Here is an 18,993-nt window from a genome sequence, read left to right as displayed (position 1 = left end):
TTTTTTGTGGGTGGCACCCACTCATCCCTGCTGCTGTCGATACTCGGTGGTGGTCATGCCGGCATAGCCCCAGTTATCGGTGTCGATTTCTTCGATCACGATGTGGGTCAGGTCTGGCCGTTTACCGAGGACCCGTTGCAAGGTATCGGTGATTTCGGCGATGACCTGGGCTTTCTGTTCCTTGGTGACACCGTCGCGGGTAATACGCACGCTTACGAAAGGCATGATGTTTCTCCATTCATGTGATCAGAAAAAGGCAGTCTATGTTTACCACTTGCCAGTGCTCATTCCTCCATCAACAGCCAATACCTGACCGGTGGTGAATTCGGCGCTGGTCAAGTAAAGCACCGCGTCGCACTGAGCACGCAGATGACAGCGACTGTCCGATCATCGAACACTTATTGCAGTCCTTTGAGCCTTGCCGCTCAGCTTCAATTGACCAAATTAACCGGCTAGTACAATTTATCTCCACAGGCGGGCTCCCCTCGACCCACGCCAACAATAACAATGGAGATATCCCCGATGCCCCCTATCGTTCTGGTGCTCAACGGCCCGAACCTGAACCTGCTCGGCACCCGTGAGCCAGCGACTTATGGCCACGAAACCCTGGCCGACATTTCGGCCTTGTGCGGTCGAGCCGCCAAAGAGTTCGGTCTGGCGGTGGAGTTTCGCCAGACCAACCACGAGGGTGAATTGCTCGACTGGATTCACTCGGCACGCGGTCGTTGTGCCGGGATCGTGATCAACCCGGCAGCCTGGACGCACACCTCGGTGGCGATCCGTGATGCGCTGATCGCCAGCGAGTTACCGGTAATCGAAGTACACCTGTCCAACGTGCATGCACGTGAACCGTTCCGTCAGCACTCGTTCGTTTCGGCCATCGCCACCGCAGTCCTGTGCGGTTTTGGCAGCCACGGCTATCGCCTGGCGCTGGAGCATTTCAGCCATCGCTTGAAGGGGTGAGCCTCATGTCGCATAACAACACTGTACTCGCAGGACTCATCGGCGCCGGCATCCAGGCCTCCCGAACACCTGCGCTTCATGAGCGTGAGGGCGATGCCCAAGGCTTGCGCTACCTCTATCGGTTGATCGACCTCGATCAGTTGGAGCTCGACAGCGGCGCCCTCCCCGACCTGCTGATAGCGGCCGAACGAATGAACTTCACCGGCCTGAACGTCACCTTCCCGTGCAAGCAGGCGATCATCCCGTTGCTCGACGAACTCTCGCCAGAAGCCCGAGGCATTGGCGCAGTGAACACCGTAGTGCTCAAAGACGGAAAACGCATCGGGCACAACACCGATTGCCTGGGCTTTGCCGAGGGTTTTCGGCGTGGCTTGAACGGTACTGCCCGCGAGCGCGTCGTCCAAATGGGCGCTGGCGGTGCAGGGGCAGCAGTCGCCCACGCGCTGTTGAGTGAAGGCGTGCAGCAGCTGAGTATTTTCGACGTGGACAGCAGCCGCGCACAAAGCCTGGCGAACAACCTCAACCAGCATTTTGGCAGCGGTCGTGCTTGTGCCGGCAGTGATCTGCCGAGTGCGCTGGCTCAGGCCGACGGTCTGGTAAACACCACGCCGATGGGCATGGCCAAACTGCCCGGCATGCCGGTGCCAGTGGAGTTGCTGCGGGCCGAGCTGTGGGTCGCGGAGATTGTTTACTTTCCACTGGAAACCGAACTGCTGCGCAACGCCAAAGCATTGGGTTGCCGTACCCTGGATGGCGGCAACATGGCGGTGTTTCAGGCGGTAAAGGCCTTTGAATTGTTCAGCGGCGTGGTGCCGGATGCGCAGCGGATGCTTGCGCATTTTCAAAACATGAATGGTTGAAGATCAAAAGATCGCAGCCTGCGGCAGCTCCTACAGGCGGCGGGGTGTCATGCCGTTCCGCAGCCCGTAGGAGCTGCCGCAGGCTGCGATCTTTTAACGACTGAATTACGCCTGTAAATAACGCAGCACTGACTCGCAGATCATCTGGCGATGACGTTGCTTGATCGTTTCGTCCGGCAAGTCGATCTGAAAAATCTCACCGAAGGTATGACGGTTCGACACCCGGTAAAAACAGAACGAACTGATCAGCAAATGCACGTCCAGCGGATCCAGCCCGCTGCGGAACACCCCCTCCTCGGCACCGCGACGCAGAATCACGCCCAGCGAATCGAGGATCGTATTGTTCATCGCCTTGATCGCTTCGGAGTGCTTCACGTACTCGGCATTGTGGATGTTCTCGATACTGACGATGCGCACAAAATCGACGTTGCGGTCATGGTGATCGAAGGTGAACTCCACCAACCGCCGGATCGCCTCACGCGGTTCCAGCTCAGCCAGGTGCAAGCGACTTTCAGTGCTGCGGATGTCGCCGTAAAGCTTCTCCAGCACCTCGACGTAGAGCTGTTCCTTACTACCGAAGTAGTAATAGATCATCCGTTTCGAGGTGTGGATGCGTTCGGCGATAGCATCGACACGAGCGCCGGACAGGCCCTGCTGAACGAACTCGACAATGGCTTCTTGAAGAATGTTCTCGCGGGTCTTTTCCGGGTTGTTCTTACGACTCTTGCGCGGCTCGATCAAGGGTTCGTCGGGCGCGACGGTGAGTTCTGTGGTCATTCTCATTCCGGGCTCATGGCCTTCACTGCACAGCTGGCGATTATGGGCCGCACGATGCAGTGAAGGAAGCTTCGCCACGGCCGTTTGCCCCTGCGTTTACGATTCTCCTACAACTTGGCGTGACGCAAGCCGCCGCTACGTGATTTCGCCATCGCCGCCAGACGCACCGCAACGTTGGCCGCGCCATAACCCATGTAACCATTTTTGCGCTGGATGATTTCGAAGAAGAAACGCCCTTCAAAGGGTTCGGTGTACACATGAAACAGCTCACCACCCTGGGCATCGCGGTCATACAGCACGTTGTAATAGGCGAGCTCGCTGAGGAACTCGTCATCGAAATCAAAGCGCGCGGCAAGGTCATCGTAATAGTTGAGCGGGATGTCCAGCAGCGGTACGCCGGCCTCTTTGGCGCGACTGACTTCAGCGAAAATATCGTCACAGTCGAAGGCTATATGATGCACACCGGAGCCGCGATAACTGGACAAGGCGTGTGAGATGGCGGTGTTGCGGTTCTCGGAAATGTTCAGAGGCAAACGGATCGAGCTGCAACGGCTGCGCAGCGCGCGACTTTTCACCAGGCCGTAAGGATCAGGCAACACCACTTCATCGTCGGCCTCGAAATCCAGCAGGCTTTTGTAGAACAGCACCCAACTGTCGAGGCTGTCCGCCGGCAGCGCCATTGCCATGTGGTCGATCCTTTTGAGTCCACCACCGTTGGCTGCCGTCGGTTGCAACCTGAAGTCGGTGCCGTAGACATCGGCGTGTTCATCCACCAGATAAATCAGGCTGCCATCCGGCGCACGGACCGCCGCCAGTTCCAGCTCATTGGGGCCGACCAGCCCGCGATAGGGTTGTCCTTTGTACGCCACCGCTCGGGCCAGCGCACTGGCGCTGTCCTTGACCCGCACCGCAGTCGCGCACAATGACGGCCCGTGCGCTTCAAAAAAGCTGTGGGCAAACGAATAGGGTTCAGAGTTGAGAATCAGGTTGATATCGCCCTGACGCAGCAACGTGACGTTCTTGGAGCGGTGCTCACCGGCCTTGACGAAACCCAGTCGCTCCAGCCAATGGGACAGCTTGGCGCCGAGGCTTTCGTCCACCGCGAACTCAAGAAACTCGATGCCGTCGTACTCACTGGCCGGCGGCGTGGCGAACAGAATATCGAGATTCGGCGTGGGCATAGCTTGTTGCTGCAGCAAACGCGCTCGGGTCTTCTCTTCCAGATACAGCAAGGAGCGCAAGCCATCGGCGGCATTGGCCCGTGGTGGCGCGGCGCGGAATCCGTCGTTGAAAATTTCCAGCGACAGCGGCCCGGTGTAACCGCTCTGGATGATCGGTGCGAGAAAACCCGGCAAGTCGAACTCGCCCTGCCCGGGGAAGCAACGAAAATGTCGGCTCCACTCCAGCACATCCATCGCCAGGATCGGCGCATCGGCCATTTGCACAAAGAAAATCTTCTCGCCGGGAATGTCCGCGATAGCCCGTGGATCGCCCTTGAGCGACAAGGTATGAAAGCTGTCCAGCAACACCCCCAGACTTGGATGATCTGCCTGACGGACGATGTTCCAGACCTGTTGATAAGTATTCACATGCCGACCCCAGGCCAGCGCTTCATAACCGATCCGCAGGCCACGAGCCCCGGCGCGCTCGGCCAGCAGTCGCAAGTCCTCGACCAGAATCTGCTCATCGCCAACGCTGTCGGCCGAGGCGTTGCTGCACACCAGCACCAGGTCGGTGCCCAGCTCCTGCATCAGGTCGAACTTGCGTTCGGCGCGTTCCAGATTGCGCGGCAGACGCTCGCGGCGACAGCCTTCGAAATCACGAAAGGGTTGAAACAGGGTGATGGCGATGCCCAGGTCAGCGCACATCTGTTTAATTTCACGCGGGCTACCGTCGTAGTACAGAAGGTCGTTCTCGAAAATCTCCACCCCATCAAAACCCGCGGCGGCGATGGCTTCGAGTTTTTCCGGCAAGGTACCGCTCAAGGAAACGGTGGCAATGGAACGCTGCATGTTTCGACTCCCGGTGGGATGGGCTGATCTTGTTAGAGGCACAACACGGCTTTTCGTAGCAGCTGGCGTAGCCTGCTGCTACGAGGGATCGCGTTTAGCTTGAGGCAAATTATTGGCTGCATGAATGATCAGAGCAATTCAAAGTGTACCAACCGGTTAGTTTACCGTGCGATTATCGAACACAATGGTTGTTGGCGAATTGACGATTTTTCGCTCACTGCGCACCATCGACAGCACATTGAGTCCGGTCATGAATCACCGGTCTAAGTGACCAAAGACCCAGAACACACCATAAAAATTTCAAAAATCGGGTACACGCTCATGCTTGCATTCAACGCCTTGCTCCGTTGCTCTCTCCTTCACTCTCCGTGCCTGGCGCCCGACCGCCAACCGCCTTCGAACCTTTCTGGCGCCTGCGACCGAACCCGGCCCGCACGCTGAACAAGCGCTTTGGTTGCCTCAGCCAACACTGAGCCAACACAAACACTCAGCCGATCGATCATTGTTTTCACCCTGCGCATTGGCGCATCGCGACGATTGATCACGCGCCCATGAAGTCCCGACGAGCCTTGCTTGTCAGTCATTGAACGGATGGCACACATGTTTCCTTCTCAGAGTTCTCACACGGAAAGCGCCCGCATGGCTCCGGCCACGGGTGTCGCGACCGGCGGCATCGGCGACAAAATCCGCGGTGCCATGGCGGTCGGCAAAACCCGCTGGGGCATGCTGGCGCTGGTGTTTTTCGCCACCACCCTGAACTACATCGACCGCGCCGCACTGGGCGTGATGCAGCCAATCCTGGCCAAGGAAATGAGCTGGACGGCGATGGACTACGCCAACATCAACTTCTGGTTTCAGGTCGGTTACGCCGTCGGCTTCGTGCTGCAAGGCCGGCTGATCGACCGGGTCGGCGTGAAGCGCGTATTCTTCTGCGCGGTCTTGCTCTGGAGCCTGGCGACCGGTGCCCATGGTTTGGCAACCTCGGCCGTCGGTTTTATGGTCTGTCGTTTTATCCTCGGGCTGACCGAAGCCGCCAACTACCCGGCCTGCGTGAAAACCACCCGGCTGTGGTTCCCCGCCGGTGAGCGCGCCGTGGCCACTGGCATCTTCAACGCCGGGACCAACGTCGGCGCGATGTTCACGCCGATGCTGTTGCCGCTGATCCTGCACGTCTGGGGCTGGCAAGCCGCGTTCCTGTGCATGTCGGCGCTGGGCGGGATCTGGTTGCTGTTCTGGGGCCTGAAGTACTTCAACCCGGAAGATCACCCGTCGGTGAAACAATCGGAACTGGACTACATCCAGAAGGAAGTCGAACCGGAACAAACCCGCGTACCGTTCTCACGGATCCTGCGGATGCGTGGCACCTGGGCCTTCGCCCTCGCCTACTCGATAACCGCGCCGGTGTTCTGGTTCTATCTGTATTGGCTGCCGCCGTTCCTCAACCAGCAATACAACCTGGGGATCAACGTCACGCAGATGGGTATCCCGCTGATCATCATCTACCTGACCGCCGATTTCGGCAGCGTTGGCGGCGGCATTCTGTCTTCGTTCCTGATCGGTCGCGGGATCAACCCGATCAAGGCGCGACTGATGTCGATGCTGCTGTTCGCCTGCTGCATCATCGGCGTGATCATGGCCGCCGGCTCCAGTCAGCTATGGGTTGCAGTGTTTGCCATCTCTCTGGCTATCGGCGCGCACCAGGCCTGGACCGCAAACATCTGGAGCCTGGTGATGGACTACACGCCCAAGCACATGATGAGCACGGTGTTCGGTTTCGGCGGCATGTGCGCAGCCATTGGCGGCATGTTCATGACCCAACTGGTCGGGCACATTCTGACGATCACCAATAACAACTACACCGTGCTGTTCACCATGATTCCGGCGATGTACTTCATCGCGCTGATCTGGCTGTACTTCATGGCACCGCGCAAGATTCCGAAAATCGACAACTGACGCTTCCTCTTTCGCAGGCCTGGTTTCAGGCCTGCGTTTTTTTGTTTGCACGGTTGCCGATTTCGTCCCTCTTTCTTCCGTCCACGGAGGTCACACCATGTCTCTGGGTAACCTGAGCATCGCCAAACGTGCGCTGATCAGCTTCGGCCTAATCGCCCTGCTGGTGTTGTTGCAAGGGCTGTTTGCCCTCAAGCAGGTGGCCGAAGTGCGCAACACCGGCCAGCACACCGAAAACGTCTCCCTGCCCAGCACGCGCTACCTGGGGGAAATCCGCGACTACATTCTGAGCATTCGCGTGCTCAGCCTGCGCATGGCGCTCAACCGCGAGCCCAAAGTACTCGATGCCACTATCGCCCGCCTGCATCAGGTGGAAGGCTGGCTTGAGCAAACGCTGACCAAGTTCGCGCCCCTGGTCGACGACTACAACCGCGTGCAGTACGAAACCTTCGTCAGCACTGTAAATAGCTACCGACAGGCGCTGGATCAATACGAAGAACTGTCCCGGCAAAACCGCAGCGAGCAAATGAGCGCGCTGCTCAACGGAAAAATCCAGGATTACTCGACCCAGACCGGCGATCAATTCACCGAGCTGATGAACCTCACCGCCAACGAAGTCAGCCAATCGGCCAGCCATGCCGATTGGCTTTACGCCCAGGTAAAAATGACCGTAATCGGCGCACTGATCGCTGTTGCCCTGCTGACCTTATGCCTGGCCTGGCTGCTGATCCGCAGCATCGTCATGCCCATCCGTCAGGCTGCGCGTGTGGCCGAGCAGATCGCTGACGGTGACCTGAGTGCGCCGATACAGAGCCAGGGGCCCGATGAAACCGCCCGTCTGCTCAGGGCCCTGGCCAGCATGCAGAGCAGCCTGCGCGACACCCTGCAACTGATCAGCGGTACGTCGAACCAACTGAACGGTGCGGCGCAGCAGATGAGCCAGAACACCGGGCAGGACTCCAATCGCTTGCAACAGCAGCACAACGAAATCGAGCAGGCCGCCACGGCGGTCAACGAAATGACCGTCGCCGTCGAAGAAGTGGCGCGCAACGCGGTCTCGACCTCAGACACCACGCGCCAGTCGACTCTAGAGGCCACTCAGGGCCAGGCGCGAGTGATCGAGACCCTCGATTCGATCCAGGCCATGAGTGCCGATGTCGGCACCGCGCTGCAACAGGTTCAGACCCTGGCCGAACAATCTCGGGAAATCGGCAAAGTACTGGACGTAATCCGCGCCATTGCCGAACAGACCAACCTGCTGGCCCTCAACGCCGCCATCGAGGCCGCAAGAGCCGGGGAAGCCGGACGCGGTTTTGCCGTGGTCGCCGATGAAGTGCGAGCCCTGGCCCACCGTACCCAGCAGTCGACCCAGGAAATCGAGCAGATGATCGCCCGGGTTCAGGGCGACACCGACAGTGTGGTGCTGTCGATGCACGGCAACAGCCAGCGCGTGGCCCAGACCTTGTCGATCGCCGAACAGGCCGGCGTGGCCCTGGCGCAAATCACCCGCGCCATGGAGCAGATCCACGAGCGCAATCTGGTGATCGCCAGTGCCTCGGAAGAGCAGGCTCAAGTGGCCCGAGAGGTAGATCGCAACCTGCTGAACATCCGCGACCTGTCGCTGGCAAGCGCCGACGCGTCGACCCGGACCAGCGCCACCAGTCGGGAGTTGTCGCAACTGGCGGCCGGTTTGCAGAACCTGGTGGTGCGTTTCAGGTTTTGAGCGCAATCAGCCTCTGCGCTGTTGCCAGGCAGCCGCCAGGCCACTGAGGCAAATGATCGCGATGCCAATCACCGTGGTCAGGCTCGGCGCGTGGGAAAACAACAGCCAGCCGAGCAGTCCGGCAAACACAATCTGACAATAACCAAAAGGCGCCAGCAGTGCCGGTGCGGCATGACGAAACGCCTGAGTCAGCAACAGATGCGCCGTCATCCCGCAGCTACCCAGCGCTAGCATCAGCAGACCGTGGGTAAAGCTCGGCACTTGCCAGAACATCGGCACCAGCGCACTCATGACCAGGGTGTTGCACAAACCAGCAAAGAAGTTACTAGTGGTCGGGCTGTCGATCTCGCTGAGTTTGCGCGTCAGCAGTTGGTAAAAGCAGAAAAATAACGCCGAGCAGAACGGCAGCAACACCGCCGGGGTGAACAAATCGCCGCCCGGATGGACGATGATCAGCACCCCGATAAACCCGCACATCACCGCCAGCCATTGCCCACGCGTCACCCGTTCACCGAGCAATGGCACCGACAACGCAGTCACCAACACCGGTGCAAGAAAGTTGACCGCCGTGGCTTCCGCCAAGGGGATGAACAGCAGCCCCGTAGTGAACAACAGGCTGGTACCGAGCAAGCACAACGCCCGTAGCAACTGCAGCAACGGGCGTTTCGTGCGCAGGACACGCAAGCCGGATTGCGGCAGAAAAATCCCGGCCATCAGTAGCGTGTGAACCAGATAACGCGCCCACACCACCATGATCACCGGATAGAAGCCCGACAGGTATTTCGACAAGGCGTCGTGAGTGGAAAACAGGAAGGTCGCGACAACGATCAACAGGATGCCTTTGAAGGGCTGATTGATACCGGAAAGCGGGGTGCTCGATGCAGCCTGGGAATGCGGCTGGCCCATAGTCCCGGCACTGCTCAACCCGATGCGAAGTGGCGAACTCACAGTGCAATCCTCTGGTGATGATTATCAGGACATCGAATTTCAATAATTTAGAACTTGATTCCAATTTCTCACACAAGGAAACGTCAATAGTGTTCGAACAGCGCACAATTTTTGTAGGAGCAAAGCTTGCTCGCGATGCAGACACTGCAGTGTTTCAGGCCGACCACGTCATCGTTCATCGCGAGCAAGCTTTGCTCTTACAGGGATGACGATCAGTTGAACAGCTCCGACGCCTGACTCGCCGCCGACAGCTCCTGAGCAAACTGCAGCAACAACGGCGCCAGTTCATGCAGTCGAGACTCGGGCAGCCGCGCACTTGGCCCGGCGACACTGAGCACGCCGACCACCCGCCCATCCACCGGATGGCGCACCACGGCGGCGATTGCCGAGGTGCCGACCGCCGAGCTCTCCTGAACCCAGGCATAACCGTGTTCGCGGGCCAGGCGCAGGCGTTCGAGCAGTTCGATGTTGGAGCGCGGTGCATTCGGTCCCAGCTCCAGCGGCACGTCCGCCGCTTGCCGCTCCACCAGTGACAAGGCCTCGACATCACTGAGGCAGGCCAGCCACGCATGCCCGGACGCGGTGTAGAACAACGGCGCATCGCGGCCCATGTCCGGGTCATAACGCAAACCAGAACGCGCGCCCTGAGACTTGGCGATCCAGGTCTGACGCTCGCCCTCGATCACGCCCAATCGCACCAGCTCGCCGGTTTCCTGAGCCAACCGATCAAGCACCGGCTGGACGATATCCGCACCGCTGCTCGACAGGTAACGAAAGCCCATGGCAACCAGTTTGGTCGACAGGTGATAACGCAGGTTGTCCGGATTCTGCCGCACGTAACCCAGCCGAATCAGCTCGGCGAGCAAGCGGTGCGTCGCACTTTTCGGGATCTCCAGTTGCTCTGCCAGAACCTGCATCGGCAGGCCTCGCGGGTCGCTGGTAAGACTCTCCAGAACACTGAAGACGCGTTCGATTTGACTGCCGGCCATGGTGGGATTCCAGACGAAATTTGGCCGATTCTAGAAGACAACTGGATGAATGCAAAATGTGGAACTGCGGCGTTCAACAACTGCCAGCGAGGGAGCCAAACAGCCAGTGTGATACCTGAGACGTTCGCCGAAGCTCGTCTGCAGCCATCGGCTTCGCAGGTGAATGCCATACTGCCTTTCGTCCGTCATAGTCTGACGATCGGACTGGCGACTATCTCTCTCACCAGCAACACTCATCACCATGCTCAAACAGAGGACTCCCACATGCTATGGAAAAAAGGCCGCCGCAGTCAGGTCAGTCAATGCGACACCTTCGCGACGAAGAGTCTGTAAATGCACACGCGCTGTCTGCTGGTATTCGGCCTGTTACTCATCTGCGCCAACCTCCAGGCTGCCGAGAATGGGGTCAAGGTCATCAGCCCCGGTCGCCTGAACCTGGGCGACTCCGAGCTGGCGGTTGGCGTGAGCCAGTCATCACCGCAAATTCAGCGTGTACTGATCGTGATACATGGGCGCATGCGCAACGCTGAAAGCTACCGCCAGAGCGCGGAAAAAGCCGCCGAGCAAGCCGGGCAAAGCACTACCACTTTGGTGATCGCGCCACAGTTTCTTAATGAGAGCGACATCGCTCGCCATCAACTGCCCGACAGCCTGCTGCGCTGGCGCGGCAATGACTGGATGGCCGGCGACCCGTCCACCGGACCGAATCCGCTGAGTTCCTTTGCGGTGCTCGACAAGATTCTGGAACGCCTGAGCGATCGCCAGCAGTTTCCAACCCTGAAAGAGATCGTCATCGCCGGCCACTCCGGTGGCGCGCAAGTGGTGCAACGTTATGCACTGCTCGGCCACGACCAGCCGGCACTGCAAACTGCGGGCGTCAGCGTGCGCTACGTGATCGCCAACCCGTCTTCGTATGCGTATTTCGATGAGCAGCGACCGGTGCCGTTCGATGCCGCGCGTTGCCCCGGCTTCAATGACTGGAAGTACGGACTGCTGAAACTGCCGGACTACGCCAGTGGACAAACAGCGCAGCAACTGGAGCAAGGCTATGTACAGCGCAACATCACCTATTTGCTGGGCCAGCGAGACACCAACCCACATCATCCGGCACTGGATAGAAGTTGCGCCGCCGAGACGCAGGGTGCGTATCGGCTGATTCGTGGGCACAATTATTTCGACTATTTACAGCAGCGCCATCCCGAAGGGCTGAATCAGCGGCTGATCGAAGTGCCCCATGTGGGGCATAACGCAGACAAAATGTTCACCTCGCCCGAGGGGCAGAAGGCGTTGTTTCAATAACGTCAAAAGATCGCAGCCTGCGGCAGCTCCGGATGTACACGATTCACGGTAGGAGCTGCCGCAGGCTGCGATCTTCTGGTTTTAAGCCGACAACATCTGCCGCAACTCCACACAATCCTGCGCATGCCAGTCGGCCAACTCGGGCCACGGGTTATCCGGCAGATTCACCAGTACAGTCCGTGCTCCCGCCGCACGCCCGCAATCCAGGTCAAAGCGATAATCGCCAACCATCACCAACTCGCTCGGCGCTACGTCCCAGGCCTCGGCCAGTTTCAGCAGACCACCCGGATGCGGTTTGGGCGGCGCTTCATCACGGCCCAGCACATCCTCTACCGCAAAGCAGTCAGCCAGGCCAATCGCCTCAAGCGTGACATGGGCCAGCTCGCGAGCATTGCGCGTGAGAATGCCGAGGCGATAGCCGCGCCCGGCCAGCTCTCGCACCAGTTCCACGGCACCGGGGGCCGGTTTGGAGCCCAAGGCCAGGTCCCGCTCATGTTCCAGCAACCAGGCGTGTTTCGCCGCGGCTTCAGCGGCCGGCAGAGCCGCGAGGTGGGTGAGGATGTCGTGTTCAGCGGGAATCGCCAGCGCCTCGCGAATTGCCACGAAATCGTGCACGGCAATGGTCAGCGTGCCGTCCATGTCGAACACCCAATGCCGCACCTCGGACAGACTCATACCCAATCCTTGCGATGACGAATCAGGCCTTCCTGAGTGACCGACGCCACCAGTTTGCCTGCGCGGTTGAACACACTGCCGCGTGAGAAGCCACGAGAATTGCCGGCCCATGGGCTGTCCATGGCGTACAGCAACCAGTCATCAGCGCGCAGATCGGCGTGAAACCACAACGCGTGATCGAGGCTGGCGACTTGCATGTCTTTCTGCCAGACCGACTTGCCGTGCGGCAACATCGAGGTGGTCAGCAAACCGAAATCGGAGGCATAGGCCAGCAGGTATTTGTGCAGCGCTGGCGAGTCGGCCAACGCACCGTCGGCGCGAAACCAGACGTACTTGATCGGGTCGGCCGGTTGCGGGTTGTACGGGTCTTTCTCAGTGACCGGGCGGACTTCGATCGGCTTGGGGCACAGCAGCTTTTCGCGCATGTGCTCGGGAATCAAATGCGCGCGTTGCTGGGTGATCTCCAGCTCCGACGGCAAGTTTTCCGGACCGACCACTTGCGGCATCGCGGTCTGGTGTTCGAAGCCTTCTTCGTCGTACTGGAACGAAGCGCTGCAAGTGAAGATCGGGTTGCCCTTCTGGATCGCCGTCACGCGGCGGGTGCTGAAGCTACCACCATCGCGCACCCGATCCACCTGATAGACCACCGGCAAACCCGCGTCGCCCGGACGCAGGAAATAACCGTGCATCGAATGCACATGGCGCGCTTCTTCGACCGTCTGGCTGGCTGCGGAAAGGGACTGGCCCAGCACCTGGCCGCCGAACAGTTGACGAAAACCCAGGTCCTGGCTGCGACCGCGAAAGAGGTTTTCTTCGATCGGTTCCAGGGTCAGCAAGTCGACCAGATCATCCAACACATGGCTCATTCAGACTCTCCTCACACAGAGCAATGCCGCGCAGTCTTGGCTGCGGCGGTCGATTCAGATATTGGCCCGGGCCAACCATGAGCCCATTGTAAACATCCCGGTCAGCTTATCCATGCAAGGTTTCCAACCATTGTTCACGGGTGATGCGGTACAGCACATGGTGACGCAACGGATCCTCATGCCCGACCTTTGGGTGTTCGAAATCCGCCAATGGGTCGTAATGCATGCCGATGGCTTGCATGACTTTCTGCGAAGGCATGTTGGCCTCGGTGGTAAACGCCACGACTTCGTCCAGCGCCAAACGGTCAAAGCCGCAACGCAGAGCGGTCCAGGCCGCTTCACTGGCGTACCCCAGCCCCCAGTGCTCACGAGCCAGGCGCCAGCCGATTTCGGTGGCGGGAGTGAAAGAAGCCTCGAACCCGACCACCGCCAATCCGGTAAAACCGATAAACGCGCCGGTGTCCTTGCGCTCCAGCGCCCAGAAGCCGAAACCATGCTCAGCGAAATGACCACGGATTCGCCCGATCAATGCAGCGCTTTCCAGACGGCTCAAGGCTGCCGGGAAATAGCGCATGACCTGCGGGTCGGCGCACATCGCCGCAAACGCCGGCAAATCCTCATCGCGCCATTGGCGCATCAGCAGCCGCGCGCTCTCGAGTTGCAGTATCGGCTCCATCGTTCCCCCTCCGTTTCCATGCAAACAAGTCTACATCGCTGGTAGGATCCTTCACTCATTCACTCATTCACTCATTCACTCATTCACTCCATGAAATCGCCATGTCGCTGCCGCTGATTTACCACGAAGACTACAGCCCCGAGTTCCCGGCGGAACATCGCTTTCCCATGGACAAGTTCCGTCTGCTGCGCGATCACCTGGTCGACAGTGGTCTGACCTTTGATCACCAATTGCTGCGCCCGGAAATCTGCCCGAACGAGATTCTCGCCCTCGCCCATGACCCTGCGTACATCGAACGCTATATGGGTGGCGAATTGTCCCGCGAAGACCAACGGCGTCTCGGTCTGCCGTGGAACGAAGCGCTGGCCCGACGCACGGTACGCGCGGTCGGCGGCTCATTGCTGGCCGCCGAGCAGGCACTGGAACACGGCATGGCCTGTCATCTGGCCGGCGGCACCCATCACGCCCATTACGATCACCCAGCGGGTTTCTGCATCTTCAATGACCTGGCGGTGATCAGCCATTACCTGCTGGAAAGCGGCCGGGTCGGTCGGGTACTGATCTTCGATTGCGACGTGCACCAAGGCGATGGGACGGCACGAATACTGGAACATACCCCGGACGCGGTGACGGTTTCCCTGCACTGCGAAAAGAACTTTCCCGCACGCAAGGCCAAAAGCGATTGGGACATTCCGCTGCCCATGGGCATGGGCGACAATGATTACCTGAAGGTGGTCGATGACGCGCTGAATTACCTGCTGCCGCTCTATCAGCCCGACCTGGTGCTGTATGACGCCGGTGTCGATGTGCATAAAGACGACGCGTTGGGCTACCTGAAACTGACCGATGAAGGCGTCGCCGCCCGCGATGAAAGCGTGCTCCGGCATTGCCTGGGACGCGACATTCCAGTGGTTGGGGTGATCGGCGGCGGCTATAGCAAGGACCGCCAGGCCCTGGCGCGACGTCATGGCATCCTCCATCACAGCGCACAACGGGTCTGGCAGTCATCAGGTTGTCACTGAGTTGTGGATGCTTTACCCACAATGCCTGTGGAACGGCCTGTGGATAACCTGAGTGAAAGGACCTACAGACCCGAGTGCGTATAGCCTGCAAGCCATTGAGCATTTTTTGACCAGTATTTTCAACACACCCCAATCGAATGTGGGAGCGGGCTTGCTCGCGAAAGCAGTTTGCCAGTCACATTGATGTTGAATGTGCCATCGCCTTCGCGAGCAAGCCCGCTCCCACATTGGGTTGTGCTGATAGAATGCCCGCCCTCTTCCGTCGAACCGCAGCTCACGCCATGACCCAGCCCTCCGCCAACCGCCCTCACCACGTCGCCATCATCGGCGGCGGCCCCGCTGGCCTGATGGCCGCCGAGGTGCTGAGCCAGGCCGGGGTCAAGGTCGATCTGTACGACGGCATGCCCTCGGTGGGTCGCAAATTCCTGCTGGCCGGTGTCGGCGGCATGAACATTACCCATTCCGAAGCCTACCCGGCATTTCTGGCACGTTATGCCGAGCGTGCCGCGCAAATCGCCCCGTTGCTGCGCGAATTCGGCGCCGAAGTCCTGTGTCAGTGGATTCATGACTTGGGGATCGAAACCTTCATCGGCAGCTCTGGCCGCGTGTTTCCTACCGACATGAAGGCCGCCCCGCTACTGCGCGCCTGGCTCAAACGCCTGCGCGATGCCGGTGTAGTTATCCACACCCGCCACCGTTGGCTGGGTTGGAACGCTGATGGCAGCCTGCGTATCGACAGCCCTGACGGTGAGAAGGCGATCAGCGCCGATGCCCTGTTGTTGGCGCTGGGTGGCGGCAGTTGGTCGCGGTTGGGTTCGGATGGCGCCTGGATGCTGCCGCTTGCGCAACGAGAGGTTGCCCTGGCGCCGCTGCAACCGAGCAATTGTGGTTTCGAGGTGAAGGCCTGGAGCGAGCTGATGGTCAGCAAATTCGCCGGGGCCCCGCTGAAAAATATCGCCATCGGTTTGAACGACGATGTGCCGCGACTCGGTGAATGCGTGATCACTGCCACCGGCATCGAAGGCAGTTTGATTTACGCGTTGTCGGCGCCGATCCGTGAAGCCATCAATCAAACCGGCTCGGCAACCATTCACCTCGACCTGCTGCCCGGCAGGCCTGTGGATAAAATTCAGGCGGCGCTGAGCAAACCCCGTGGTTCACGCTCCATGGCCAAACACCTGCACAGCCAACTCGGCCTCGACGGTGTCAAAGCGGCATTGCTGCGCGAACTGACACCGGCCGAATGCTTTGCTGACCCGTTTTCACTGGCCAGGGCCATCAAGGCCTTGCCGCTGACACTGGTCAACACCCGCCCATTGGACGAAGCTATCAGCAGCGCCGGTGGCGTGACGTTCGAAGCGATGAATGAAAACCTGATGCTCAAGCAACTGCCTGGCGTGTTCTGCGCAGGGGAAATGCTCGACTGGGAAGCGCCCACGGGCGGCTATCTGCTGACCGCGTGTTTCGCCAGTGGGCGAGCGGCAGGGTTGGGGATGGTGGAGTGGCTTAGAGGCAGCCGCAAGTTTTAAGCTACAAGCTGCAAGCTAAAGCCGGCGCACGACCCGCTCTTCGCTTGCAGCTTGCAGCTTGCAGCTTGCAGCTTGCCGCTTGAAGCTGCCCCTCTACGGCTTACGCTTACGCGGCCCGGTATTGAACACCGGCACTTTTCGCACAGGCTTGATCGAAGGCTCCGGCGCCGAAGCATCACCGCTCTCCACCCACTTGCCCAGGTTGCGTTTGCCGCCACCGGAGACTTTTGGCTTCTTCGGCTTTTTCGGTTTCTTGACCACCTGACCGCTGGCATCAGTGTCCGGTACGCGGTGCTCAGGTTCGAAATCCTGTTCCATGTGACGGGTCAAGGTCTGACGCGTCAGCATCTCGATGGCCGACAGCTGATTCACCTCATCGGCACACACCAACGAAATCGCCTCGCCGGTCGCGCCTGCACGGCCGGTACGACCGATACGGTGAATGTAGTCCTCGGCGACGATCGGCAGGTCGAAGTTCACCACCAGCGGCAAGTCTTCGATATCCAGACCACGGGCCGCAACGTCGGTGGCGACCAGAATCTGCACTTCACTGGCCTTGAAACGGTCCAGTGCGCGCTGGCGCGTGGCTTGTGGTTTATCGCCGTGGATGCCGTCGGCATTCACGCTCAGGCCCTGGAGTTTTTCCACCAGTTGGTCAACGCCGTTGCGGGTCTTGGCGAACACCAGCACCTGCTTCCAGCGATTTTTGCGCAGCAAGTGAATGAACAGCTCGGCCTTGCGCTTCTTGTCGACCGTGACCACCCACTGCTTGACGGTGTTGGCCGCAACGTTACGCGGGCTGACTTCGATGCTCAGCGGATCGTTGAGCATTTGCCCGGCCAACTCGCGAATCGCATCAGAGAAGGTCGCAGAGAACAGCAGCGTCTGACGTTTTTTCGGCAGCGCCTTGTAAATGTTCGCCAGCTCTTCGGAGAAACCCAGATCGAGCATGCGGTCGGCTTCGTCCAGCACCAGGGTTTGCAACTGGTTGAACTTCAGCGCGTTCTGGCGGAACAGGTCTAGCAGACGACCGGGCGTGGCCACTAGCAGGTCGACGCCTTTGCGCAGCTTCATCATTTGCGGGTTGATGCTGACGCCGCCGTACACTGCGTACGTACTCAGCGGCAGGTTTTCAGCGTACTGACGCACGCTTTCATGAACCTGCTCGGCCAGCTCGCGGGTCGGCACCAGGATCAGCGCACGCACCGAGTTACTGGTGACTTTCGGCCCTTCCATGGCCAGCAACTGCAACAGCGGCACGGCGAAACCGGCGGTCTTGCCGGTGCCGGTCTGGGCCGCAGCCATCAGGTCGCGACCGGCCAGCACCGCCGGAATGGCTTGCGTCTGCACCGGGGTCGGGGTCTGGTAACCGAGCGTCTCAAGGGCGCGCAGCAAGGGTTCGATCAGGCCAAGAGTGGCGAAAGTCATGGGAATACCGTAGGAAAATCAGCGCGAGTGTGCAATGGCGCGCAGTTTACCCTAATTCACACGAGATTCTGTCGGCACCAAAGCGGTAGGCCGCTCAGGAGCACGTCGCCACTGCGGCAAGCCGATCAGTACCACGGCGCTGATGATCACCGCCATCGCCAAGGCCTCTTCGATGCCGATGCTTTCGCCCGCAAAAACGATCCCCAGCAACACCGCCACCGCCGGGTTGACGTAGGCATAACTGGTGGCCGCCGCCGGGCGCACGTGCTTGAGCAGGTACATGTAGGCGTTGAAAGCAATGATCGACCCGAAGACGATCAGGTACACCAGTGCTGCCCAGCCTTCCAGCGGCGGCAGACTGTCCACGTGTTCCCCCTTAAGCGCGCTGCCGATCAACAACACCACGCCCCCCACCAGCATTTGCGCCGCGCTGGACATCGCGCCCTGAGGCAATGGCAAATGTTTGCTCCACACCGAACCAAACGCCCAGGCTGCCGCCGCACCAATCAGCAGGGCAGCCCCCAAAGGGCTCGATTGCAGATTGGAGCCCAGATTGAGCATGGCGATACCGATCAGTCCCAGCACAATCCCCGCCCATTCCAGACGGGTATTGCGCGCCCCCCAGAAATACCCGCAGAGCAAGGTAAACAACGGCACCGTCGCCACCGCCAATGCCGCAACGCCAGAGGCCACGCCTGTGTGCTCAGCCATGCTGACCGCGCCGTTGCCAAAACTGAGCAACAAAATCCCGATTATCCCCGCCGCCTTCCACTGCGGCCAGGTCGGCGCGGGCACACCGCGCCAGCGCAGGAACGCGTACATCAGCGTTCCGCCGACAATAAACCGAATGCCGCCGAGCATCAGCGGCGGCCAGTACTGCACACCGATGCGAATCACCAGGTAGGTCGACCCCCAGATCACGTACAGCGCGAAAAAGGCGCCAATCAGCGGTAATGGGAAACGGCGTAGGCCTGGCATGGGACGCTCGAAGGCAGGACAAGGAGAGCGTTATTTTAGAAAGCCGACGGACGGAATTTAAGTTACAAAACCTGTTTATAAGGCCAGTACACTTTTTCAAAACACCATTGAAAAACGCGTGCCGTTGGGGCAGTTGGAGAGCAATGGCAAAAATGCTGGGTGAATTGTCTGGGTGTCTGTTCCGCCGCCATCGCGGGCAAGCCTGTTGTGGTTCAGTTTTTTTGAACCGCTCTGTAGGAGCATTAGGCCGCTTGCTGCTCAAACAGCGCAGGCGGCAGGTGGTTCGAGGCGGAGTGGC

17 protein-coding genes are annotated in these 18,993 nt (G+C 59.6%); 7 read left to right on the top strand and 10 right to left on the bottom strand.

The window, feature by feature from the left end:
• Positions 1-21 precede the first annotated feature (21 nt).
• Complete coding sequence (locus ACIPIN_RS22930; protein ID WP_401122486.1) at positions 22-225, bottom strand: 4-oxalocrotonate tautomerase family protein; 204 nt, start codon at positions 223-225, stop codon at positions 22-24.
• A 297-nt stretch (positions 226-522) separates the two neighbouring features.
• Here ACIPIN_RS22930 and aroQ point away from each other — a divergent pair, with 297 nt between their 5' ends.
• Positions 523-963: a type II 3-dehydroquinate dehydratase gene (gene aroQ / locus ACIPIN_RS22925; protein WP_401122484.1), complete on the top strand. Its 441-nt coding sequence runs from the start codon at positions 523-525 to the stop codon at positions 961-963.
• 5 nt (positions 964-968) lie between these two features.
• A complete protein-coding gene (locus tag ACIPIN_RS22920) occupies positions 969-1,823 on the top strand; it encodes a shikimate dehydrogenase (RefSeq protein WP_401122481.1) in 855 nt (284 codons plus the stop codon).
• A 105-nt stretch (positions 1,824-1,928) separates the two neighbouring features.
• Here the strand turns inward: ACIPIN_RS22920 and ACIPIN_RS22915 are convergent, their stop codons facing one another.
• Both ACIPIN_RS22915 and quiC read right to left on the bottom strand, forming a co-directional pair.
• Positions 1,929-2,606 (bottom strand): TetR/AcrR family transcriptional regulator, encoded by a 678-nt coding sequence (locus ACIPIN_RS22915; RefSeq protein WP_401122479.1) that lies wholly within the window; start codon positions 2,604-2,606, stop codon positions 1,929-1,931.
• 101 nt (positions 2,607-2,707) lie between these two features.
• Positions 2,708-4,612, bottom strand: coding sequence for a 3-dehydroshikimate dehydratase QuiC (gene quiC / locus ACIPIN_RS22910; protein WP_401122476.1), 1,905 nt, complete (start codon positions 4,610-4,612; stop codon positions 2,708-2,710).
• A 639-nt stretch (positions 4,613-5,251) separates the two neighbouring features.
• Here quiC and ACIPIN_RS22905 point away from each other — a divergent pair.
• The gene (locus tag ACIPIN_RS22905) at positions 5,252-6,565 is read left to right on the top strand and encodes an MFS transporter (RefSeq protein ID WP_401122473.1); all 1,314 of its coding nucleotides are present in this window, start codon (positions 5,252-5,254) and stop codon (positions 6,563-6,565) included.
• A gap of 97 nt (positions 6,566-6,662) precedes the next feature.
• A complete protein-coding gene (locus ACIPIN_RS22900; protein WP_401122470.1) occupies positions 6,663-8,285 on the top strand; it encodes a methyl-accepting chemotaxis protein in 1,623 nt (540 codons plus the stop codon).
• A gap of 6 nt (positions 8,286-8,291) precedes the next feature.
• Here ACIPIN_RS22900 and ACIPIN_RS22895 read toward each other — a convergent pair whose 3' ends face one another.
• Both ACIPIN_RS22895 and ACIPIN_RS22890 read right to left on the bottom strand, forming a co-directional pair.
• On the bottom strand, positions 8,292-9,191 hold the full coding sequence (locus ACIPIN_RS22895; protein WP_401122586.1) for a DMT family transporter: 900 nt from the start codon (positions 9,189-9,191) through the stop codon (positions 8,292-8,294).
• Positions 9,192-9,445: 254 nt separating this feature from the next.
• Positions 9,446-10,222, bottom strand: a complete 777-nt coding sequence (locus ACIPIN_RS22890) for an IclR family transcriptional regulator (RefSeq protein ID WP_401122467.1) — start codon at positions 10,220-10,222, stop codon at positions 9,446-9,448.
• Between the two features lie 333 nt (positions 10,223-10,555).
• Here ACIPIN_RS22890 and ACIPIN_RS22885 point away from each other — a divergent pair, with 333 nt between their 5' ends.
• On the top strand, positions 10,556-11,521 hold the full coding sequence (locus ACIPIN_RS22885) for an alpha/beta hydrolase (protein ID WP_401122464.1): 966 nt from the start codon (positions 10,556-10,558) through the stop codon (positions 11,519-11,521).
• Between the two features lie 81 nt (positions 11,522-11,602).
• On the opposite strand, the gene ACIPIN_RS22880 is transcribed toward ACIPIN_RS22885, so the two are convergent.
• The 3 genes from ACIPIN_RS22880 to ACIPIN_RS22870 all read right to left on the bottom strand — a co-directional run bounded on the left by ACIPIN_RS22880 (position 11,603) and on the right by ACIPIN_RS22870 (position 13,738).
• Positions 11,603-12,196 (bottom strand): HAD family hydrolase, encoded by a 594-nt coding sequence (locus tag ACIPIN_RS22880; RefSeq protein WP_401122461.1) that lies wholly within the window; start codon positions 12,194-12,196, stop codon positions 11,603-11,605.
• Positions 12,193-13,062, bottom strand: a complete 870-nt coding sequence (tesB, locus tag ACIPIN_RS22875; RefSeq protein ID WP_401122458.1) for an acyl-CoA thioesterase II — start codon at positions 13,060-13,062, stop codon at positions 12,193-12,195. The genes ACIPIN_RS22880 and tesB overlap by 4 nt, the downstream gene beginning before the upstream one ends.
• Before the next feature lie 106 nt (positions 13,063-13,168).
• Complete coding sequence (locus ACIPIN_RS22870) at positions 13,169-13,738, bottom strand: GNAT family N-acetyltransferase (protein ID WP_401122455.1); 570 nt, start codon at positions 13,736-13,738, stop codon at positions 13,169-13,171.
• Positions 13,739-13,839: 101 nt separating this feature from the next.
• Between ACIPIN_RS22870 and ACIPIN_RS22865 the strand changes: the two genes are divergently transcribed.
• The gene (locus ACIPIN_RS22865; RefSeq protein ID WP_401122452.1) at positions 13,840-14,760 is read left to right on the top strand and encodes a histone deacetylase; all 921 of its coding nucleotides are present in this window, start codon (positions 13,840-13,842) and stop codon (positions 14,758-14,760) included.
• A 281-nt stretch (positions 14,761-15,041) separates the two neighbouring features.
• On the top strand, positions 15,042-16,289 hold the full coding sequence (locus ACIPIN_RS22860) for a TIGR03862 family flavoprotein (RefSeq protein ID WP_401122449.1): 1,248 nt from the start codon (positions 15,042-15,044) through the stop codon (positions 16,287-16,289).
• Between the two features lie 93 nt (positions 16,290-16,382).
• On the opposite strand, the gene ACIPIN_RS22855 is transcribed toward ACIPIN_RS22860, so the two are convergent.
• Together ACIPIN_RS22855 and yedA are read right to left on the bottom strand one after the other, a co-directional pair.
• Entirely contained in the window at positions 16,383-17,717 is a 1,335-nt protein-coding gene (locus ACIPIN_RS22855) for a DEAD/DEAH box helicase (protein WP_401122446.1), read from the bottom strand.
• 51 nt (positions 17,718-17,768) lie between these two features.
• Positions 17,769-18,695, bottom strand: a complete 927-nt coding sequence (gene yedA, locus ACIPIN_RS22850; protein WP_401122444.1) for a drug/metabolite exporter YedA — start codon at positions 18,693-18,695, stop codon at positions 17,769-17,771.
• Positions 18,696-18,993: the final 298 nt, after the last annotated feature.

Source organism: Pseudomonas sp. NPDC087697 (assembly GCF_044743155.1).
Classification (GTDB): Bacteria; Pseudomonadota; Gammaproteobacteria; order Pseudomonadales; family Pseudomonadaceae; genus Aquipseudomonas.
Note: the sequence above shows the minus strand (reverse complement) of the source record. Positions and strands in the feature narration are given on the sequence as shown.

Coding starts and splice junctions, on each gene's coding strand:
- ACIPIN_RS22930 (WP_401122486.1), bottom strand. CDS start 225: ATGCCTTTCGTAAGCGTGCGTATTACCCGCGACGGTGTCACCAAGGAA.
- aroQ (WP_401122484.1), top strand. CDS start 523: ATGCCCCCTATCGTTCTGGTGCTCAACGGCCCGAACCTGAACCTGCTC.
- ACIPIN_RS22920 (WP_401122481.1), top strand. CDS start 969: ATGTCGCATAACAACACTGTACTCGCAGGACTCATCGGCGCCGGCATC.
- ACIPIN_RS22915 (WP_401122479.1), bottom strand. CDS start 2,606: ATGAGAATGACCACAGAACTCACCGTCGCGCCCGACGAACCCTTGATC.
- quiC (WP_401122476.1), bottom strand. CDS start 4,612: ATGCAGCGTTCCATTGCCACCGTTTCCTTGAGCGGTACCTTGCCGGAA.
- ACIPIN_RS22905 (WP_401122473.1), top strand. CDS start 5,252: ATGGCTCCGGCCACGGGTGTCGCGACCGGCGGCATCGGCGACAAAATC.
- ACIPIN_RS22900 (WP_401122470.1), top strand. CDS start 6,663: ATGTCTCTGGGTAACCTGAGCATCGCCAAACGTGCGCTGATCAGCTTC.
- ACIPIN_RS22895 (WP_401122586.1), bottom strand. CDS start 9,191: ATGGGCCAGCCGCATTCCCAGGCTGCATCGAGCACCCCGCTTTCCGGT.
- ACIPIN_RS22890 (WP_401122467.1), bottom strand. CDS start 10,222: ATGGCCGGCAGTCAAATCGAACGCGTCTTCAGTGTTCTGGAGAGTCTT.
- ACIPIN_RS22885 (WP_401122464.1), top strand. CDS start 10,556: ATGCACACGCGCTGTCTGCTGGTATTCGGCCTGTTACTCATCTGCGCC.
- ACIPIN_RS22880 (WP_401122461.1), bottom strand. CDS start 12,196: ATGAGTCTGTCCGAGGTGCGGCATTGGGTGTTCGACATGGACGGCACG.
- tesB (WP_401122458.1), bottom strand. CDS start 13,062: ATGAGCCATGTGTTGGATGATCTGGTCGACTTGCTGACCCTGGAACCG.
- ACIPIN_RS22870 (WP_401122455.1), bottom strand. CDS start 13,738: ATGGAGCCGATACTGCAACTCGAGAGCGCGCGGCTGCTGATGCGCCAA.
- ACIPIN_RS22865 (WP_401122452.1), top strand. CDS start 13,840: ATGTCGCTGCCGCTGATTTACCACGAAGACTACAGCCCCGAGTTCCCG.
- ACIPIN_RS22860 (WP_401122449.1), top strand. CDS start 15,042: ATGACCCAGCCCTCCGCCAACCGCCCTCACCACGTCGCCATCATCGGC.
- ACIPIN_RS22855 (WP_401122446.1), bottom strand. CDS start 17,717: ATGACTTTCGCCACTCTTGGCCTGATCGAACCCTTGCTGCGCGCCCTT.
- yedA (WP_401122444.1), bottom strand. CDS start 18,695: ATGCCAGGCCTACGCCGTTTCCCATTACCGCTGATTGGCGCCTTTTTC.